Origin of the sequence: Salipiger aestuarii (genome assembly GCF_003259905.1) — a bacterium.
In the GTDB taxonomy this organism is placed as follows: domain Bacteria; phylum Pseudomonadota; class Alphaproteobacteria; order Rhodobacterales; family Rhodobacteraceae; genus Salipiger; species Salipiger aestuarii.
Map to the genome: position 1 here is coordinate 1 of NZ_QLMG01000066.1, position 17,916 is coordinate 17,916.

Annotated in this window: 19 protein-coding genes; 5 read left to right on the forward strand and 14 right to left on the reverse strand. The window is 63.2% G+C overall.

The annotated features are described in order from the left end of the window. The 4 genes from ATI53_RS20690 to ATI53_RS20705 all read left to right on the forward strand — a co-directional run. Window positions 1-271 (forward strand): transposase (locus ATI53_RS20690; RefSeq protein ID WP_211315395.1); only part of this gene is annotated, 271 nt, incomplete at its 5' end. A 114-nt stretch (window positions 272-385) separates the two neighbouring features. Then, window positions 386-1,756, forward strand: coding sequence for a transposase (locus ATI53_RS20695; RefSeq protein ID WP_111551255.1), 1,371 nt, complete (start codon window positions 386-388; stop codon window positions 1,754-1,756). Between the two features lie 171 nt (window positions 1,757-1,927). Next, a complete protein-coding gene (locus tag ATI53_RS20700; RefSeq protein WP_111551256.1) occupies window positions 1,928-3,115 on the forward strand; it encodes an MFS transporter in 1,188 nt (395 codons plus the stop codon). Next, complete coding sequence (locus tag ATI53_RS20705) at window positions 3,112-3,495, forward strand: cupin domain-containing protein (RefSeq protein ID WP_111551257.1); 384 nt, start codon at window positions 3,112-3,114, stop codon at window positions 3,493-3,495. The genes ATI53_RS20700 and ATI53_RS20705 overlap by 4 nt, the downstream gene beginning before the upstream one ends. 545 nt (window positions 3,496-4,040) lie before the next feature. Here the strand turns inward: ATI53_RS20705 and ATI53_RS20715 are convergent. The 13 genes from ATI53_RS20715 to ATI53_RS20775 all read right to left on the reverse strand — a co-directional run bounded on the left by ATI53_RS20715 (window position 4,041) and on the right by ATI53_RS20775 (window position 16,596). Next, entirely contained in the window at window positions 4,041-4,292 is a 252-nt protein-coding gene (locus tag ATI53_RS20715) for a hypothetical protein (protein ID WP_111551259.1), read from the reverse strand. Then, the gene (locus ATI53_RS20720) at window positions 4,292-4,966 is read right to left on the reverse strand and encodes a YcbK family protein (protein ID WP_111551260.1); all 675 of its coding nucleotides are present in this window, start codon (window positions 4,964-4,966) and stop codon (window positions 4,292-4,294) included. Before ATI53_RS20720 ends, ATI53_RS20715 begins: the two co-directional genes overlap by 1 nt. Before the next feature lie 70 nt (window positions 4,967-5,036). After that, a complete protein-coding gene (locus ATI53_RS20725) occupies window positions 5,037-5,345 on the reverse strand; it encodes a hypothetical protein (RefSeq protein ID WP_111551261.1) in 309 nt (102 codons plus the stop codon). A gap of 36 nt (window positions 5,346-5,381) precedes the next feature. After that, window positions 5,382-6,458 carry a DUF2793 domain-containing protein gene (locus ATI53_RS20730; protein WP_111551262.1) on the reverse strand — a complete coding sequence of 359 codons (1,077 nt, stop codon included), beginning with the start codon at window positions 6,456-6,458 and terminating at the stop codon, window positions 5,382-5,384. Window positions 6,459-6,466: 8 nt separating this feature from the next. After that, complete coding sequence (locus ATI53_RS20735; RefSeq protein ID WP_111551263.1) at window positions 6,467-10,435, reverse strand: baseplate multidomain protein megatron; 3,969 nt, start codon at window positions 10,433-10,435, stop codon at window positions 6,467-6,469. 9 nt (window positions 10,436-10,444) lie between these two features. Continuing rightward, window positions 10,445-10,879, reverse strand: a complete 435-nt coding sequence (locus ATI53_RS20740; protein WP_111551264.1) for an NlpC/P60 family protein — start codon at window positions 10,877-10,879, stop codon at window positions 10,445-10,447. Continuing rightward, window positions 10,876-11,760 carry a phage/gene transfer agent baseplate hub protein gene (locus tag ATI53_RS20745; RefSeq protein ID WP_111551265.1) on the reverse strand — a complete coding sequence of 295 codons (885 nt, stop codon included), beginning with the start codon at window positions 11,758-11,760 and terminating at the stop codon, window positions 10,876-10,878. The genes ATI53_RS20740 and ATI53_RS20745 overlap by 4 nt, the downstream gene beginning before the upstream one ends. After that, window positions 11,757-12,383 carry a DUF2460 domain-containing protein gene (locus ATI53_RS20750; protein ID WP_111551266.1) on the reverse strand — a complete coding sequence of 209 codons (627 nt, stop codon included), beginning with the start codon at window positions 12,381-12,383 and terminating at the stop codon, window positions 11,757-11,759. Before ATI53_RS20750 ends, ATI53_RS20745 begins: the two co-directional genes overlap by 4 nt. Beyond that, window positions 12,383-14,557, reverse strand: coding sequence for a phage tail tape measure C-terminal domain-containing protein (locus tag ATI53_RS20755; protein WP_111551267.1), 2,175 nt, complete (start codon window positions 14,555-14,557; stop codon window positions 12,383-12,385). Before ATI53_RS20755 ends, ATI53_RS20750 begins: the two co-directional genes overlap by 1 nt. Beyond that, the gene (locus ATI53_RS20760; protein ID WP_170134634.1) at window positions 14,538-14,708 is read right to left on the reverse strand and encodes a DUF7697 family protein; all 171 of its coding nucleotides are present in this window, start codon (window positions 14,706-14,708) and stop codon (window positions 14,538-14,540) included. Before ATI53_RS20760 ends, ATI53_RS20755 begins: the two co-directional genes overlap by 20 nt. A gap of 68 nt (window positions 14,709-14,776) precedes the next feature. Then, window positions 14,777-15,214 carry a hypothetical protein gene (locus ATI53_RS20765; protein WP_111551269.1) on the reverse strand — a complete coding sequence of 146 codons (438 nt, stop codon included), beginning with the start codon at window positions 15,212-15,214 and terminating at the stop codon, window positions 14,777-14,779. After that, window positions 15,214-16,152 carry a phage tail tube protein gene (locus ATI53_RS20770; RefSeq protein ID WP_111551270.1) on the reverse strand — a complete coding sequence of 313 codons (939 nt, stop codon included), beginning with the start codon at window positions 16,150-16,152 and terminating at the stop codon, window positions 15,214-15,216. The genes ATI53_RS20765 and ATI53_RS20770 overlap by 1 nt, the downstream gene beginning before the upstream one ends. Window positions 16,153-16,176: 24 nt before the next feature. After that, window positions 16,177-16,596, reverse strand: a complete 420-nt coding sequence (locus ATI53_RS20775) for an acyl-CoA transferase (RefSeq protein WP_111551271.1) — start codon at window positions 16,594-16,596, stop codon at window positions 16,177-16,179. Between the two features lie 103 nt (window positions 16,597-16,699). Between ATI53_RS20775 and ATI53_RS20780 the strand changes: the two genes are divergently transcribed. After that, entirely contained in the window at window positions 16,700-17,584 is an 885-nt protein-coding gene (locus ATI53_RS20780) for a GIY-YIG nuclease family protein (protein ID WP_111551272.1), read from the forward strand. A 17-nt stretch (window positions 17,585-17,601) separates the two neighbouring features. Here the strand turns inward: ATI53_RS20780 and ATI53_RS20785 are convergent. Beyond that, window positions 17,602-17,916, reverse strand: a 315-nt coding sequence (locus ATI53_RS20785) for an integrase core domain-containing protein (protein WP_146609984.1), incomplete at its 5' end; no start/stop codon positions are given.

Below are 17,916 nucleotides of genomic sequence, written 5' to 3' on the forward strand. Positions count from 1 at the left end.
CAGCCTTGAAGAAGCCGGGGCGCGCCTCTTCACCTTCACTCGGCTTGACCCGTCGCAATGGAAATCGGCCCGGACCACCAACGCCATCGAACGCCTGAACGGGGAGTTCCGCCGTCGCATCAAGACCCAAACCGTGCTGCCCTGCGCCGAAACCGTGCCGATGCTGCTCTGGGCGCTGCTCGCCTCAGGCCAGATCCAGATGCGAAAGGTCGATGGCTGGGAAACCCTCTCTCAGCCCATCGAACCGATGCCTCTTGACCTCGCCGCCTGAAAAAACGAGCCTTCAAATGCCCGGAGCACGCCGACAGGGAATTTCCACAGCATTTGCGACACGACCGGCGTGCCCATCCCTGATTCACTTGTTTTGAGAGTGGAGGGTTCGGCGATGATGGGTCCAAGGCAAGTTGCACAAGGTGCTTTGTTTTATGAGTTCTCAATCGAAGAGTTTGTGCCGAAGGATCATCCGATGCGGGGGATTGATCGCTTCCTCGATCTGACAGATGTGCGTCCTTTGCTCGCTCCATACTACAGTGCCAATGGCCGTCCTTCGATTGATCCCGAATTGATGATCCGGATGCTGCTGTTGGGTTATTGCATGGGCATCCGCTCCGAACGGCGGCTTTGCGAAGAGGTTCATGTCAATCTGGCCTACCGCTGGTTTTGTAAGCTTGATTTGGGTGATCCTGTTCCAGACCATTCGACGTTCTCCAAGAACTGCCACGGTCGTTTCCGCGAGAGTGGTCTGTTCCGCCATCTGTTCGAGACAGTTTTGCAGCGCTGCATGGATGAAGGCCTGGTCGGCGGTCACAGCTTTGGCGTTGATGCCAGCCTGATCCCGGCAAATGCGAACCAAACGCGTGGCGTTGATAGCAAAGAAGGACTGCCAAGAGACCTGACATCCCGTGCCGTCGATGAATATCTAGAGACCCTGGATGATGTGGCCTTCGGCGCAGCAACCAAGGTCGTTCCCAAATACATCTCACCGGCTGATCCGGCCGCTCGTTGGACCGGGGCCGATGGCGGTGCTGCCTATTTTGCCTATTCCACCAATTATATGGTTGATTTGGAAAATGCGGTCATTGTGGACGTCGAACCGACGGCTCCGATAAGGCCCGCCGAAGCGCGGGCCGCGAGGGACATGATCGACCGCGTCCACGAGCGGTTTGGTATGAAGCCAGACAAGCTGGTCGGTGACACAGGCTACGGATCAGCGGAGATGTTGGGTGGGCTCGTCGAGGATCGTCAAATCGAACCGCACATTCCGGTTTGGGACAAATCCAAACGAACCGATGGCACATTCTCTCGTGAAGACTTCGCCTATGACCCTGTGGCAGACAACTACACATGCCCAAACGGCAAGGTGCTGCAGACATATCGCCGGAAGTTTACCAAGCCACGAAAGCCCAACGGTGGCAAAGATGGCTTCATCAGATACCGCGCCTCCAAACACGATTGCGAGACATGTCCGTTGAAACCGCAGTGCTGTCCGAAAGACCACGGGAGACGCCTTATGCGGTCAGTGCATGAAGCGGCACGAGACGTCGCGCGCGATATCCGAAAAACCGACGCCTACATGACCTCGTTCATTGAAAGGCGCAAAGTCGAGATGCTGTTTGCTCATCTCAAACAATACATCGGATTGCGAATGATGCGGCTTCGAGGACCCAAAGGAGCCACCGAACAGTTCCAACTCGCAGCAACAGCACAAAACCTCCGGAAACTGGCAAAGTTGGTGCCAGAAACAGCGCCAACGTAATAGGAAACCGCGCTCGCCCGCTTCTCGCTCAAAATCGAGACGACCAAAACATCGACTTCTTCAACAGTATCATCGCAAAGCAGACTGCTGTTACCTTGGCCACACAACGGTTGGAGAAGGCTGATTGTTGATGTAGCGTTACCCTAAAATAATAAAATATTGAGGTGGGTGATGGCTGGACAATCAAACTGGCGTGCAATTCTTTCGGCATTTTTTGTGGGCGTTGCTGGCGCTATTCAGGTTGGTCGCGTCGCGCCCGTAGCAACCTTTCTACAGCAAAACCTTGAACTTGATTTATTAAGCGTCGGTTGGCTGGTATCACTCATTACGCTGGCGTCCGCACTCTTTGGATTGTTGGCAGGCTACCTCGTTGTCAAGAATGGGCTGCGTGCTTCGATTGTACTTGGTGCGCTTCTGATGGGATGCTGCGCGTTGATTGCAGCGTTCGCAGCATCAGTCCCCATGCTGATCGGATCGCGGATATTTGAGGGGATTGGTTACCTTGTTGTCGTGGTCAGCGCACCAACACTCATTGCGCGGGACGCCTCAGCAAAAGACGTTCCATTCGCGCTTGCTATGTGGGGAACATTCTTCACGTTGGGCCTCAGCATCGCGGCGTTTGCAGGTGGTATTGTATCCGAGGTCGCGGGATGGCGTGGCTGGTTCTTCACAAGCTCTGTGCTTGTCTTTCTTGCAGCGTTATTCGCTTTCATAGCAATTCCAAAAGATGTTAAATCAACTGAAGACGCACCAGATGTATGGACCACTTTGTTCGAAATGCCCAAATCAGCTTGGCTACTCGGGGCCGCATTTCTCGGCCTGACCCTTTTGACCCTCTCGATCCTCAGCCTTCTGCCAACATTTCTTGTCCAAGAACATGGGTTCAGTCCGAGCGCTGCTGGCGGCATTACAGGTAGCGTTGCGCTTGCAAGCATTGCAGGAAGCCTGACCTACGGGTTACTTGCGCACCGGTTTTCAGACACCATCATCGCATCCGGTGCCTCTATCACGTTGATCGCATCCGGATTCCTGGCATTTAGCAACGTCGCGCCACCGATGCAGATCATTACTTTTGCAGCATTATCGATCTTCATGTCCGGGCTGCTCGTGGCACAAACCTTTGCAGCAGTGCCAAAGCTGGCAGGTACGCCACGCTTGATCGGCCCAAGCAATGGGCTGGTCGCGCAGCTCGGCAGTATCGGTGCACTGACAGGGCCACCCATGGTGGGTGCCCTGATATCCGCTGCTGACTGGGACGCCATTCCGGTGGTAGTCACAGGATTTACACTGTCCTTTGTGATCCTGTTCATCCTTGCGCTAAAATCTCATAAAGCCACGTCGCTGGGGAAAGTCACATGAAGCAAACAACACTCTCGCCGGAACCGGACACCAAGTCGCCCGCTGGTGCAGATATAAGGTTCATCATGGATGGCTTGACTGGAAACATGATCCACAGCACGGTTCCGCCGCGCCAAATCAACCGTGCAACCATTCATGCGACTGTCTGTGAGTTCTGGTACGTATTAGAGGGCGAGGGAGAAATCTGGCGTAGGCATAACGACGAAGAACGGATCACATCGCTGACCAAGGGCGTGTCCATCGACATTCCCGTAGGTACGGCATTTCAGTACCGGAACACCGGCGCAGCTCCGTTGCGTTTTATCTGCATCTCAATGCCACCATGGCCCGGCGATCAGGAGGCTTCCCATCTTGACGGCCCTTGGAAGCCGTCCATTTAAGGCAGCTTTATGCAACATTGCCGCCATTGGTTTGGATGATGCCAAGGTCCGAAAAGTCCCGCACTTTGCCGGTTCATGCGGGGCGCAGCGAAAGTCTGTAGACCCTGAACCAACCATTCGTGACCAGCGCAGCTAACGGCGGTTGAGAGCCTATCCCTTTGCGACCAGCGCGGTGCCGCCGCCGTCAGGTTGATGTGCCGGAAACGGCCCTGACATCGGGTGCACAATTGTGCCCATTTCGGCGCGCGACAGAGGACGAGGTCGCATGCCATCATGTTCGCGCAGCGAGTCGCTGCCGTTCTTTGAAACCGTGAATCCATGAAACGGGCCGGGCGTGCCGTTGTGGTCGAGGCGTCAGGCGCTTCCCGCAGGCAATTGCCCGGCCCGATCTTCATCCGCACGCCCGGGCCTGGTCGCGCAGGACGGCGTAGTCACTAAGCATCCGGACCACGACCGCGCCCTCCGGCAAGGTAGCCACCTCGGCAGCGGCGCGCGCCTGGTCGGTTGCGCTGTAGGGCACTACGGGCGGACATGGCGCGCGCGCGTCAGAACTGACCGTTGCGCATCCGCTCAACCAGAGCATCGCGATCAGCGGGACGACGGCTGGCGGCATCGAGCATCTGGCGCTGAATTTCATGGGTTGTCTCCGATGTTTGCAAGCGTTCCGCCAGCCGCCCGGCACGCTCCCCCGCGCGGCGCAGGTTCAGCAGGAACAGGGCGATGGTGGCGGCGGCCAAAAGCAGGCCCAGCGCTTTGCGTGCCGGGCCGCTGGCGAGGAGCGTGGCGGTCCAGCCCATCACCTCTGGCCTCGCTTCCAGTCATCGATCCGGGCGTGGATGGCGACGGCAATGCCGATCAGGGCCACGGCAATGAACACCCAGCGCAGGGTGTCGAGGTAGGGTACCAGCGGCAGGATCGCGGATTGGGTTTCAGCCAAGACGTCCTGTGCCACCTCGACCCCTGCTGCGCCGACGGTCGCCACCCCCGCCGCGCCGCTGCCTTTCAGCGTGCGGCTCTCGGCCAGCACCTCGCGGGCGGGCGGCACCTCCGACACGAAGGACGTGGCGCGTGCGGGGAACGGCTCGCCCCAGGACCGCGCGGGCCCGAGGTCGATGTGCATGAAGTCTGAACGAGGATAGGTGCCGAAGCCCAGAAACCCCACAGCACGAGCGGCCTCGGCAAACGTCGCCGGGTCGTGGTTCGACATCGCGATATCGAACGCGGTTCCGAGCATGTGCCTGGAGCGCGGTGCCCCGCCCACGGCACGGTTGTGAGCCGGGCTGCGGTAGGCCGAGCGCACGATCAGCGGCTTGCCAAGCCGGTTGCGCAGGGTCTGCAGCTTGTCCATGGCCTCGGTGTTGATCTTGAGCGCGCCTTCGCGGCGACTGGCGATCTCGGCGGGGGAAAAGCTCGGCCAGCGCCAGGCGCTCTCAGGCACGTCGCGGAAATGGGCATAGGATGTGGTTGGCATATCGGTCTCCAGAAATGCGAAACCCGCCTTCTGGGCGGGTGGATGGCAGGTTTGTTGATGTGGTAGTTGGTCAGTCGCTGCGGCTGCGCTGAAACGCTTCGAACATCAGATCACGCATGGCACGGATGTCGGTCTCGATCCGCTCCAGCCGGTCGGCGTCGCCCTTGCGGTCCTCGGCGCGCTGGCGATCGACGCGGTCGCGCTCGGCCAGAAGCTCGCGGTCCAACCGGGACAGCATGGCGTCATTGGTGAACGCCCTGCGCGAAACGGCGGCCAGCAGGGCGATGGTGCCACCGATCAGCGCGGTGATGGCGGCGGTGATGCCGTGGTCGCGCAAGGTCGCGCCAACCTCCTGCACGAGGGTGTTACGTTCTGTCATGGTGATGTCCTTCGATGATCGATCCTCATGCGCCACTCAGCCGATCTTCGCGCCCCAGAAGGACGTGTGCTCGGCCGCGAAATACCCATCCTGCGCGCGGAAATATCCCTGCAGCTCGACTGTGTCGCCTGCGCTCAACGGCACCATGGTTTGCAGCCAGATGGCGGTCGCCAGCGAGACATGGGTAGCAGAGCTCTCACCGACGGAGCCCCGGATTTCCGTCGCACCGTTCAGCACCAGCCGCCCGCGCATCCGGGCCGAGGTGCTGGAATTGACCTTGAAGAGCAGCGTTGCGCCCAAATGATAAGTGCCGTCGACGGGCGCGGTGAACCGGTTTGTTCCGGCATCAAAACAGCCCTGATCGTTATAATCGGTGTTGTTGAGGGCGATCCTGGTCCAGGTGCCGACGCCGACATAGTTGTCGTAGTCTGTATAGGCCTTGAAGCGGGGCAGCCGCGGCTGATCGACGATGCCACTCGTGTTGTCGACGATCAGGCCGTCGAAGAAGGTGCTGCCATCGGGCGAGACTGCGAGGCGGAGCCGGTCAGACCCGAACAGCCCCAGCAGCGCCTTTGTCACGAAACCGGTCTGCAGAGTCAGGCCGAGATCGTCGCCCGCAGCCTCCTTGTTCATGGTGTAGAATAGATCGCCGGTGCCACCTTCGGCTGTGGTCTTCGCGGTCCAAAGGGCGGCGTTCAGCTTGGCGGAGAACGGGTTGGCGGGATCGGCGGTGGTGCCCACGCCCAGCAGCGCGAGGTTCTGTAGCGACTCGGGTGTCGTCCCGATCCAGCCCGCGCCGTCATAGACCAGCAGCACGCCCTCGTCTTCGACCCATGCCCGCCAGCCGGTGCGTGGCGGCAGGCGCAGCCAAGCGCCGTCGGCCCAGAGTGCGACATTCGTGTCCCAGCCCGCCCAGTCGCCCGCGCCGCCAGAGGCGACAATATACCTGACGCCATCGGCGGGCGAACCGGGCGGCGCAGTCAGATCGCGATCGAGGACGGAGAGCTGCACGAGCCCGTCGAGGATCCGCAGCGCCTCGTTGTGGGTAACGTGCTTCTGAGCCTGCGCCGCCAAGATGTAGGGCAGAGCCAGGTTGGAGGTGGTGTCGGACATGACGGTCCTCAGAGTTGGAGAGTGACGGTTTTGGCCGCGCCCCGGCCGATCAGGGCGGAGAGCTGGTAGATACGGATGGTCAGCGTGTCTCCGGGGCCGAGCAGTGCGCCCCAGTCGGTGGTCTGATCGGCCGCAGTGTAGATGGCGTTGGTCGTGGTTGTGGTCAGCGTGCGCTTCACCGTAGCCCCGTCGAGGATCGCGAGCTCATAGGCTTCGACCTCCTCGATCAGCGGCACCTCGACCGCGCCCCAGCTGTCGGCCGAGAGCGCGCGAGACCGCCGCGTCCAGCGAATGGTCAGATCGCCTGGTGTACGCGGCCTGCGCCACGGCTGCTCGACATGGACGACAGAGAACGGTCGCAGCCCAGCGCCTTCGGGCGTGAAGGGAACGGCAATAAAGGTCTCGTCGCTGACGGGGTGGCTTGCCGGACCGATGCGCCAGTTCCATGGCAGTCCTAGATCGGCCTCGGCGATTGGAAGTGACGCCAGCGCAGCGTCCAGCACCACGACCCGCGCGCCTGCGTGCGCCGGATTGGCCATGGCCGCTTCCGTGCCGCGCTGGCCGCGAAGCAGCCGCGTCAGGCGATAACGACCCGGCGCAATCAACTCGGCAGCACCGGCCTGCACGATCTCCCACATGCCGGGCGCGCTCTCGATGGCCAGCGCATTGGCTCCGCCGAACAGGGTCAGGTCGGTGACGCTTTCCAGCGTGCCGGTCAGCAGATCGATGATCAGCGCATTGCCGAGATCGAAGCGCGAGGTGGGGCCTGCGTAAAAGTCAGAGACAAGTTCGCCGAACCGCGCACGGCTGCCAAACGTGGTCAGCAGCTCGAACCTGTCCGTCGACGGGCTGCGAAAAACCGCCATCTCCCCTGGCCAGGGAACGGCATGGGCGGCGACGAACGGTCGATGCGCAGGCTGATCGTCGGTGAGCTGCGGCAGGTCCATCAACACCACCTCGGGCGCGCCGAACACGACGGGGCTCGAGAGCGACGACGGACGTGGCGATCCGGGCGGCATATCGTAGGCTGCGCGGTCCTGATGCACCGCCTCGATGCCTCGCGCCTCTGCGTCGGCAATGGAAAAGAGCCGCAGGTCCATCTGCCGCCCGTCATGGTCCAGCGTCACGACATCCGCCGGATCAAAGCCCAGCCTCGAGGGAGGCAGACGAAACGCGGCGGTCTCCCGGCCCGTCCACGCCTCCATCAACGCCCGACGGCAGCGGCGTTCGGCTTCCTCGGGCGGAACGGCCATGGGGAAGCTCTCCGAGGCGATCCGGGTGGTGTCCACCGTGATGCGGCGCGCCTCAACAAGGGCGGCGTCATAATCCTCGTCGGCACGCGCCACCTGCCATTTCAACGCCTGAGGCAATTCCGTCTCCTGGCCGCGCGTCAGTTCCAGCACGTCGCCCTCGCGGGCCGCGACGAGATCGTCGTGCGTCACGCTTGCTACGGCGGCGCGCCCGCGCATCACAAACCGGATCATGCCCTCGGTCTCGACCGCGTCGAACCCAAAGTGGCGCGACAGCGTGGTGATCGAAGCGCGCGGGCTTTCCAGCGCAACAATCGCATAGCCTTCCACCGCGCCCCAGAGGCCGCTGACATCGAGCCGGGTCTTGGGTATGCCCGCCCGCAAGCAGAGGTGGCGGACCAGTGCCGCCAACGACACCGCCCCCAGCCGCCCTGTCAGCCAGTGGCCGAGCCGCCAGTTCGGCCCATCGGTCCAGACATCGGTCAGTTCCGGAAAGAAGGGATAGGGCCGCGCGTCCCATGTCCAGGCGGCGCATTCGGGTACATGCACCATTCGGCCGCTGTAGACAGATGACACCGGATTATTCGCCGGGGTCGCCCACCAGAGGTATGTCGCCTCGAGATAGGCCCGCTGGATTGCATCATCCCGCCAGCCACGTGAGAAATACGGCGTGACACTCTCCGAGGACTTCGGGTCGAAGAAGACGTTGGGCTGATTGGTGCCGCGGTCAATGGCGGGGCAGCCAAGCTCGGTAAACCAGATCGGCTTCGACTGTGGCACCCATGCCGTCGGGCTACCGCTCTCCACCCCACCCGGGCGGTTATAATGCGGGTTCGACCACCAGCTTCGCAGATCCTTGGTGCGGAAAACCCACGGTTTGCTGGCCGCGCCATCGGTGATCTCCGTCCGCACCTGCGCGGCGCGATCAGCCTCGGAGCCGTAGAACCACTCAAACCCTTCGCCGCCTGCGATATTTGCCTGCAGGTAGGACCGGTCATAGACCGCAGGCCAGCCTTCGGCTGCATCGGCATGATCGAATCCGTCGCGCCAATCCGAGAGCGGCATGTAATTGTCGATGCCGATGAAATCGATCTCCGGATCGGCCCAGAGCGGATCGAGGTGGAAGAACACGTCGCCGCTGCCATCGCCCGGCTGGTGACCGAAATATTCCGACCAGTCGCCCGCGTAGCTGATCTTCGTCGACGCCCCAAGGATCGCCCGCACATCCGCCGCCAGGTCGCGCAACGCCTGCACCGCCGGATAAGTGCTGGCCCCGGAACGGATTGTCGTGAGCCCACGCATCTCCGAGCCGATCAGGAAGGCATCGACCCCGCCCGCGACCGCGCAGAGATGGGCATAGTGCAGCACCATGCGGCGTAGGCCCCAATCACCGGACGCGCCGGTCCAGCTGACGTTCTCGCCGGAAACAGCAAAGTCTGAAGGGCTGGCGCTGCCAAAGAGCGCCGCGACCTGCGTCGTAGCCGTGGCGGTCTTGTCCATCGATCCGACATAACCCGCTGCAGGCGAACAGGTGATCCGCCCTCGCCATGGAAAGGCGGGCTGGCCCGTCCCGGCCGCGTTGTCGGAATACGGGTTCGGCAGGGTGTTGCCGTGCGGCACATCCATCATCAGGAACGGATAGAAGGTGACGCGCAGCCCTCGGGCTTTCATTTCCCGGATCGCTTGCACCACCGTGAAATCCGCAGGCGTGCCGCCGAAATTCGCCCGGTTCTGATCATCGCGACTGACCAGATGCGCGGCAGAGCGGCTCACGCCATTCACCGACCATGCCGCTGGCGTGGTGTTTTTGGCAGCGAGTTCGACTTTGGGCCGAACCTGACAGTGCCCAGCGCGGAGATCATCGCCGAACCAGGACACCACCAGGCTGATGCTCTCGACCTTCGGCGCGGATGCTTGCAGCCGGTCCAGCGCCACCACCATGTCTGGCACATCGGCCCGGGCGTTCAGGTTCTCGGCCTGCGTTGCTCCGCTGCCACCCTTGCGGATCGCGCCCGTGGCATAGGCAAACTCGCCGGAGGCCGGGATCATGGTGACAGCGCGGGTCAGGCCTTCGGCGGTGTCGGGATCAGCCAGCGGGCGGAACACCTCGAAGGACAGCTGCGGCAGACGGTTTCCAAAATTCGCGAGCGCCAGATCTTCGAAGACGACATAGGCGGTGCCGCGATAGGCTGGCGCGTTGCCAGTGCCCATCTTTGCGGCGATGAACGGATCCGCCCCCTGTGCCTCGTCGCCTGGATACCAGCGCCACGTCACACCGGACAGAGCCATCGGCTTGCCGTCGGCCCAGACGCGGCCGATGCCGGTGATCGGACCTTCGCAGAGTGCGACCGCGAACGACGCATAGTACAGATACTCGGTCGTTTTGACCTTGCCACCACCCCCGCCTCCCTTGCCGCCGCCTTGCGTCGTGGTGTTCGTCTCTTCTCGGAAATCGGTCGCCCAGATGATGTTGCCGCCGATCCGCATCCGGCCGTAAAGCCGCGGGATCACGGCCCCTTCGGTGGCCGAGGTGATCCGCAGATTGTCCATCCGCGCGCCTTCGATCCGTTGCGTCGGTGCAAGCGACGAGACGATCCAGCTGTCGACCACCGATCCGATGGTAGAGCCGATGTAACCGCCGATCGTAACGGCGCTGACCCCGAGAATTCCCCCGCCGATGCGTCCTCCAATGGCCGCACCTGCGGCACCGAGAACGAGTGTGGCCATGTCGAAATCTCAGCGTTGCGGGAACAGGAAGGCGAAGGCGATGCGCCGCCGCCAGGACGGGGTGAGCGGTTCTTCGATGACGCCGAGGCGCTCGTAGGCGTGGAGGAAACTTTCGGGCCCGGTCAGGATCCCGACATGCTTGGCGATGGCGCGGGGCTGCATGCGAAAGAGGACCAGCGCGCCGGGACCGGCCGCCACAGGCTCCACCTCGGTCATCATCCTCCGCGCGCCATCGGCCAGCACCTCGCGCGGGCCGGTCTCGCCCCAATCCCGGCTGTAGGGCGGAATCGGGAACGGCTCGGGGCCCACCTCCTCGCGCCAGACGCCGCGTGCCAGCCCAAGGCAGTCGCAGCCGACGCCCCGGAGGCTGGCCTGATCGTGATACGGTGTGCCGAGCCAGCTGCGCGCAATTGCAATGACGTGCTCCGAGTTGGCGGCGCTCACAGCACGCCACCTTCGTGCCCGCCATCTTTGGTGGCATAGCGGAGAACCGCATCCTGACCGGGAATGTGCGGAAAGCCGCGAAAGTTGATGGCATTGGCGAATTTCGCAGCGCAGGCTTCCATACGTTTGTCGCAACCCGCACGGATCGTGAATGTGGCGGCCTCGGCGATGGACCGCACCGGCGCTTCGAGCAGCGTCAGCACCGCAATGCCGTCTGCCACGTCATGCGAAATTATCTCCGCACGCCGCCCTGTATTCGCACCGCTGGTCCACTCAATAGTGCCGAAAGTGAACCAGCCGGAGGCAAAGCCGCCGAGGCCGGAGGCGGTGAAGGCGCGGTCGCGCAGCAGGTCAAGGACGGTTCCCATGCCTCTGAAGGCCGGATCCTCAAGATCAACGCCGCAGCGCGCATCGCCGAGCTCGGCGTCGCAGGTCGCCTGAAACGTCCGCCCCACCGTCTGGCCGAGGACATGGGCCAGCGATCGCACCTCGGCCACGAAGGCCAACCGCCCGCGTCGGATCTGACCGATGGCGCCGCGTCGCATCAGCACGCGCTGACCTGTGTCGGCCCAGTTGACCCGCCAGACCTCGACATCCGCGTTGTCCCAGCGGCCGTCGAGGATATCGGTCTCGGTGATCCGGTCGGAGGTCAGCACGCCCTCTGCGTCCTGCGCATCCACCGACAGGTCCGAACCTGAACGAACTTCAGATGCCGTGAGCCCGCTGTCCGGCTCGAAAACGGTGCCGTCAAACCTCAGCGTCCGATCATGATCGGTGAAGCCGAAGCTCACGCCATCCGCGCGGGCAATCCGCCAGCACCAGGACAGCGTCGTCGTGCCCTCGTCGAGATGGGCCTGCAGGTCAGGGTTCATATTTTTCATCGGCGCAGTTCCAGCAATGGAATGGAGGTGATCGAGCCTAGTCGCTCAATGTCGTGCGTCACATCGAGCGCGTCGCTATCAAAGCGGACCGGCACGTCGAATTCGAAGCCTGCGGTGATCGCGGCGCCAGCGCCGGGCGCGGAGCTAAAGATGACGAGGCCAGTGATCGTATCGACCGACCACCCGGAGGGCTGCTCCACCCCGCCAAGCGCAATCCGCACAGTTCCCACCACTGGCTTGGCGATGGCGCGCGTCCAGGATTGCGCGCCGGAGGCGTAACGCTTCACCAACTGGAACGCCGTCATCGTGCCGTCTCCGGTACCAATCGTCTGGTCGGTGGGCGATGGTGTGCCCGAGGGCAGGCAGGATTTGTGATCGCCCCAGTCCCTGAACCGAAAGCCATGCAGGCGGCCGTTCCGCGCCTCGAAAAATGCCACGACAGCCGCCAGATCATCAGCGCGGCGAATGCCATAGGCGACGTCGTAGCGCCGCCGGGAGTTCGCCCAGCTGGCGTTTCGTTCCTCGTCGCCAGAGGCCAGTTCGACGATCTGTGTGCGGCGTTCCGGTCCGCCCCGCGCACCGCGGCTGATATTGTCCGGGAACCGGACCTCATGAAACGCCATCACATGCCCCTTCGCCCGAGCGACACCGCGCGGGCAATATCGGCGGCAACCTGCGTCCTGGACTGTCGGAAGCTCTCAGCGTCGCGCGCCATGATGGTGATGTTGACATTGCCGCCAGCGCCGTAGTTCTGTGCCTCCCGCCGTGACAGCACCCGCTCGCCGCGCTGCAGGATTGCGGGCACTTCGTCATGCCGCAGACCGGCGACGCCGCCTGAATGCATCCGGGGGGCAGCCGCGAAGGCCATGGCTGGGACCATCCGCGATGGCCCACCCGATCCAACCACGCCGCCCGCATGCAGGATGTTGGCGAATATTCCGCCAGCGCCGCCCGCACCTCCAAGCACCCCACCCAGTGCGTTTGCGATCGGCCCGAGGATGAACTTACGCGCGCCGAGCTTTGCCAGATCGGCAATCAGCGAGGTGACCAGATCGCCAAACTTCAGCTTGCCGGTCTTCACGAACTCGCCGACCGCATTCTCCGCCGATTGAAACGCGCTGACGAGGCTCTGGCCGATATCCCCGCCGATATCGCGGGCCTTGCTGGCATAGTCCGACAGCGCCGTGGTGACCGCCTGCCAACCCGAAACAGCGGCTTCGGTATCGGGTTTGGCGGCAGCGGCCGCAGCCCCGGCTGCAGTTCCCGCATCCGTCGCCGCCCGCCCGGCATCCCCGAGCGTCGCCTCAAACCGCTCTGCCGCCGCAGTGGCTTCATCCAGCGCATCAGTGCCGGTATCATCCCCGCCTGACATGGCGTCGCCCAGCGCCTGCAAGGCCGGGCCGACCCCGTCAAACGCCCCGGCGCGGGTTGTCGCAGCACGCTCGCGGTAACGGTCGGCACTGTGCCCGGCGTTGCTGGCGGCGTGTTCCAGCATCGAGGCATAGGACATGGCGCCAAACCAGTCGATCCGGCTTTCAATCCCGATCTCCTCTGCCACGGCATTGAAGGTGGGGCCGATCTTCCCGAGAAACTCTGCCCATTTGGTCGACAGGAACGCCATCAGCCGGGTCCAGATGCGCTCGATATCCGCGCCCAGCGCCCGGAAATCATCGGCGAAGGATCCGGCGGTGGCGGTGATGCCGTCCCAGACCGCCTTGGCGACGTCGCCCATCAGCCCCATGGCCGCGCCAAATCCACCCGCACCCGCAACGAGCTTCTTGAACTGATAGACCAGCTCGCCCGCACCGACGATCAGTGCCCCGATGCCGGTGCGGATCAGCGCGCCGCGCAGGAGAACGAGCGCCGTGGCGAGCCCGCGCACCGAGAGCGCCGCGGCGGCCATGTCGGCCACCCAGCGCCCCGCCAGAAGGGTCGCGAAGGTGGCTGCATAAGTGGTCAGACGACCGATGTTGTCGAAGAGGCCGCGAATGGCGATGCCCAGCGGCCCGGTCTGGCTCGCGATTGCCGCCATGGCGGCAGCGACGGCTTCCAGCGCAGGCGCGGCAGCGATGGCCAGTTGGTTTGACAGGCCCCGCCAGATCAGGCCGAGACGGGAGATCGCGTCATTGGTGCGTTCGATCTGGTCGGCATCCTGCTCCGAGACGACGACACCGAAAGCCAGAACATCCTCTGTCGCCTGGCGCAGCGTCGCCGTGTCGATGCGCGACATGGCGATGGAGCCTTCCTCGCCGAAAAGCTGGCCCGCGACCGCCGCGCGCTCGGCTGCGGGCACAAAGCTTTCGATGGCGGCGTTGATCGCCCCCACCCGCTGGTCCAGCGGCAGGGCGATCAGCTCATTGACCGAAAGACCGAGCCGGTCCAGCGCATCAGCGGCTGGGCCGGTTCCGGCGGCTGCCTGGCTGAGCCGTCGCGTCAGATCCTTGGTTGCCTGCTCGATGCCCGAGATGGAAACACCGGCCAGCTCGCCCGCCCGCTCCAGCGTCTGGATCGACGCGACAGTCGTGCCCAGCGATTGCGCCAGCTTGGCCTGCGCGTCGACAGTCTGCAAACCCGAGCGGACCATGGCCACGCCAGCAGCAGCGGCGGCGACCACGGCGGCGGCCGCAGCGACTTTGACCCGGCGCGAGAAGGCCGCCATCCGGGCATTCGCCACTTCCATCTCCCGGCTGAGACGCCCGAAGCCGCGCGATCCGGCCTCACCGACGCCTTCCAGCTCGGCACGCACCTGCCTTCCGCCGACCGCTGCAAGGCGGACGCTAACCCGTTTTTCCGCCATTAGAATGTTCCATCTGTTCGTTGAGTTTTGCCACCATCACTGCCTCAATCACGGGCAGCAGTTCGGCCACTGCGACGGGCGGGATGCCCAGCGCATCACCGAGTGAAAGTGCGGCCGACATATCCCAGCCGATCACCGCGCCGGGCAGCACGCGGAGCTGGCCGCCGAGGCGGCCGACGAGGTCCCAGACCTGCCAGGCTTCGAATGTAGCTGGTCGGTTCAGCCGCGCCGGGCAGTCTTCGCAGGTCGCTTGGCACGCGTCGCAGTAGCGCTCGCCCCCGCCGAAGGACCATTCGGCGAGAGCGCGGAGACGTTTTTTTCCTGTTCTAGCAGCAGGCCTTTGGACACATAGGTCAGCTGGAAGGCCTCGAAAATCGGCCAGATGTCGAGAAGTGCGTCGACAGCGTCGGAACTCGGGTCGATCGCGTTGCCGTCTGCATTGCCGATGCCCTCCCAGGACAGGACCGCCCGCCGCGCCAGTGCCTTGGCGAAGGCGACGGCGCGTTCTTCGTCGGGCGCGTCCTCGGGGACCGCCTCTACGGCCGCATCGCTACGGGTCGCCACCATCAGCGCGGTGGTCAGGGGGCGCAGCTGCACGCGCACCCCGGGTGCGAGATCATGCCAGCGCGGCGCGTTCGTCAGATCGAGAGTGAGCATCAATATACCTCAATGTCGTTGATCAGGGTGGCAGTGCACATCCGGCCGACCGTGCTGTCGCGCGCGGCTTGCCAGTCGAAAGTGGCCTGCACGCCCTGCGGCCCGGAAATCTCGATCCGGGGGCGCGGAAGGTAGACGGCGTGCACGGTGAAGGTGAAGCTTTCGCCCGAGGGTAGCACATACGCGAACTCAAACTCGCAGGGATCGCCGTTGATCGCCTGCGTCACCAGCGTCTGATCGGCGAACCGGACCTCGATAGAGCCGGTCAGCGCGGCGATGGAGGGGTCGGCCCCATCAATGCGGCCGTCCGAACGGATGGTCTCGATCCGGTCGAGGTTATTGGCGTAGGTGATGTCGGCCGACACCACATTGCCGAGGGCGGATCCATTGCGCATGATCGCTCCGTTGAAATGGCCGAAGCGCTGCAATTCGAGTGCGGCAGGCGTTCCGACGCTGGTGATTGTGCCCACAGTCTCGCCCTGCGCCACAAGCCGGGCCGTTGCCGTCAGCAGGCCAGATCGCTGCATCTGCCAGGTGATCTGGTCGAGCACGCAGCCGGAATACATCGCATAGCGCGGCACCTCCGGCATGCCGGTCTCGATCGACATGCTGGGCAGCGTCCAGGACCCCGACTGGAACTCGTGCGTCCAGGGGCCGGTGCCGGTCGTGGTCGGGTCGCCAAAGGCCGCCTTCATCCAGAAGCCGAAGGCCTCGGCGTCGAGCGGCACCACGACATCGCCGTCGGCCGTCACCGCGTCCTTGATCGGCGCCAGCGGATCGCGGCCGTAGCCGAGCAGCTCCGAGTTCAGCAGCGGCTGCTCCGCGCCCAGCGAGGTGCTGGCGAAGGGCATGCGGGTGAAGCCGCTCACGGGCGGCGTTCCATAGGTCGTCTCGAACGCAAGCGCCATCAGCGCCCGCGCCCCCTGGGCTCGTGCCATAGTGTTCTCCTCGGGTTGTCGGGATCAGGCCAGCGGATCGGCCGTCGAATAGTGCACCACCACCGGGATGACGGCGGCCTTGAGACTGGCCGCGCCCTCGATAGGCAGATCAACCGGGCGCGGTGCTTCGGCTTCGACCCAGTCACAAAGGCCACCCAGCGTGCGGTCGGCGGCGAGTGCTGCGCCGATGCTGGCGGTCAGTGTGTCGAAAGTGGCGTCACGCGCCGCACCTTGCACGACCGCTTCGATCTCGGCGCGGTGCTGGTAGTGGTAGCGCAAGGGCGAAAGCGTCACTTCGGGCTCGCCGGGTTCGCCGTCGCGCAGGATCAGCAGGCCGTCGGCCGGGACACGCTCGGGCAGAACCTCGCCGCGCAGGACGGTGGCGGATCCTGATTGCAGCAAGATGTGCAGCGCGGTGAGCATGGTTTCGCGAGAGGTGGCCATGAGAAAGTTATCCGATCGACACAGTCAAAGGATGGCATCACGTCCTTTGTGAATTAGCTGCTTTCGATGCTAAGCTGCGGAAAACGGACGCAACGAGGGTTTCATGAGCGCAGTATTTTTTACCTATGTTTGGGGTAGCCACGGCAAAAGAGGCGGGCCGCTGACCTTTACCAGTAAACAAAATAGAACCGTCGCCGTTCGCAGCACACAGGAGGGAGACTTCGCTTTTGGTGTTGTCAGCCGAAACCCTGGCGATCCAAACGTACAAATCCCTGATGAATGGAAGGGTCGCGTTTTAAATGTCTGGCAGATAAGCCACAGCACGGCTGACACCTCCGAATTCGGAATTGAAGCGGCGAACACTTGGGACAAGCTGGAAGACGGCAGCTATCGTTGGCCTTACGCCCTCCAACCCATACGCACGTGGATCATCCGGGATGCCCCAGAGTTTCGCGAGCTTCCGGGATACACTGCCTCGACCCACACCCAGCGCGCCATTACGACCTTGCAAGACGTTGGTGACGAGTTGGCGGCGACTCTTATAGACCTCCTCGCCACGAACGGTGAAGAGCTGGAAGTGATGACACCGCGTTTCCAGACCATGGAAAATCGAGTGCGGCAGCTGCGGCAGAAGCACCCTTTCGCGATAAACGGATATGCTGTCGAGCCGAACACAGAGGCTACGAACAGCATTTATGTCGCTACCCTTGGGAAAGGTGGTCGCGTTGTGAAAATCGGCCATGCACAAGATGCGACGAAGCGCGTGACCGAATTCAACAAGTTCCGGCTGTCGTCTGAACCGCAGTGGGTGTTGCACACAGACCAAGCCATCGGCTCCGTGCAGGACGCCATTGATGTGGAGAAATATCTGGGTGAGACGTTTGCAAATCATCAGACGGAACCGAACAACAACGAGGTTTACGTCAACCTTGATCCGATGGAAGAGAGGTGGCTCGGGTTGTCTGAACAGGCTCCGGGCGTTTTCTAAGTGGTTTTCCGCCTTGGTTACGCCGCCACCGCCCCGGGCATCGGCTGCTTGAAGTAGGCCTGATCGGGGGGTCTCCCGTCAAGCGATGAATGCGGGCGCCGGGTGTTGTAGAAGCTCAGGTAGCGGCCGATCCCGACGCGGGCCTCGGACACGCTGGCATAGGCCCGCAGGTAGACCTCCTCGTATTTGATCGTTCGCCACAGTCTCTCGACGAAGACGTTGTCCCGCCACGCCCCCTTGCCATCCATGCTGATCTTGATCTCATGGGCGGCCAACACCTTGATGAAGTCGGTGGACGTGAACTGGCTGCCCTGATCCGTGTTGAATATCTC

Coding starts and splice junctions, on each gene's coding strand:
- ATI53_RS20695 (WP_111551255.1), top strand. CDS start 386: ATGATGGGTCCAAGGCAAGTTGCACAAGGTGCTTTGTTTTATGAGTTC.
- ATI53_RS20700 (WP_111551256.1), top strand. CDS start 1,928: ATGGCTGGACAATCAAACTGGCGTGCAATTCTTTCGGCATTTTTTGTG.
- ATI53_RS20705 (WP_111551257.1), top strand. CDS start 3,112: ATGAAGCAAACAACACTCTCGCCGGAACCGGACACCAAGTCGCCCGCT.
- ATI53_RS20715 (WP_111551259.1), bottom strand. CDS start 4,292: ATGGGCTGGACCGCCACGCTCCTCGCCAGCGGCCCGGCACGCAAAGCG.
- ATI53_RS20720 (WP_111551260.1), bottom strand. CDS start 4,966: ATGCCAACCACATCCTATGCCCATTTCCGCGACGTGCCTGAGAGCGCC.
- ATI53_RS20725 (WP_111551261.1), bottom strand. CDS start 5,345: ATGACAGAACGTAACACCCTCGTGCAGGAGGTTGGCGCGACCTTGCGC.
- ATI53_RS20730 (WP_111551262.1), bottom strand. CDS start 6,458: ATGTCCGACACCACCTCCAACCTGGCTCTGCCCTACATCTTGGCGGCG.
- ATI53_RS20735 (WP_111551263.1), bottom strand. CDS start 10,435: ATGGCCACACTCGTTCTCGGTGCCGCAGGTGCGGCCATTGGAGGACGC.
- ATI53_RS20745 (WP_111551265.1), bottom strand. CDS start 11,760: ATGAAAAATATGAACCCTGACCTGCAGGCCCATCTCGACGAGGGCACG.
- ATI53_RS20750 (WP_111551266.1), bottom strand. CDS start 12,383: ATGGCGTTTCATGAGGTCCGGTTCCCGGACAATATCAGCCGCGGTGCG.
- ATI53_RS20755 (WP_111551267.1), bottom strand. CDS start 14,557: ATGGCGGAAAAACGGGTTAGCGTCCGCCTTGCAGCGGTCGGCGGAAGG.
- ATI53_RS20765 (WP_111551269.1), bottom strand. CDS start 15,214: ATGCTCACTCTCGATCTGACGAACGCGCCGCGCTGGCATGATCTCGCA.
- ATI53_RS20770 (WP_111551270.1), bottom strand. CDS start 16,152: ATGGCACGAGCCCAGGGGGCGCGGGCGCTGATGGCGCTTGCGTTCGAG.
- ATI53_RS20775 (WP_111551271.1), bottom strand. CDS start 16,596: ATGGCCACCTCTCGCGAAACCATGCTCACCGCGCTGCACATCTTGCTG.
- ATI53_RS20780 (WP_111551272.1), top strand. CDS start 16,700: ATGAGCGCAGTATTTTTTACCTATGTTTGGGGTAGCCACGGCAAAAGA.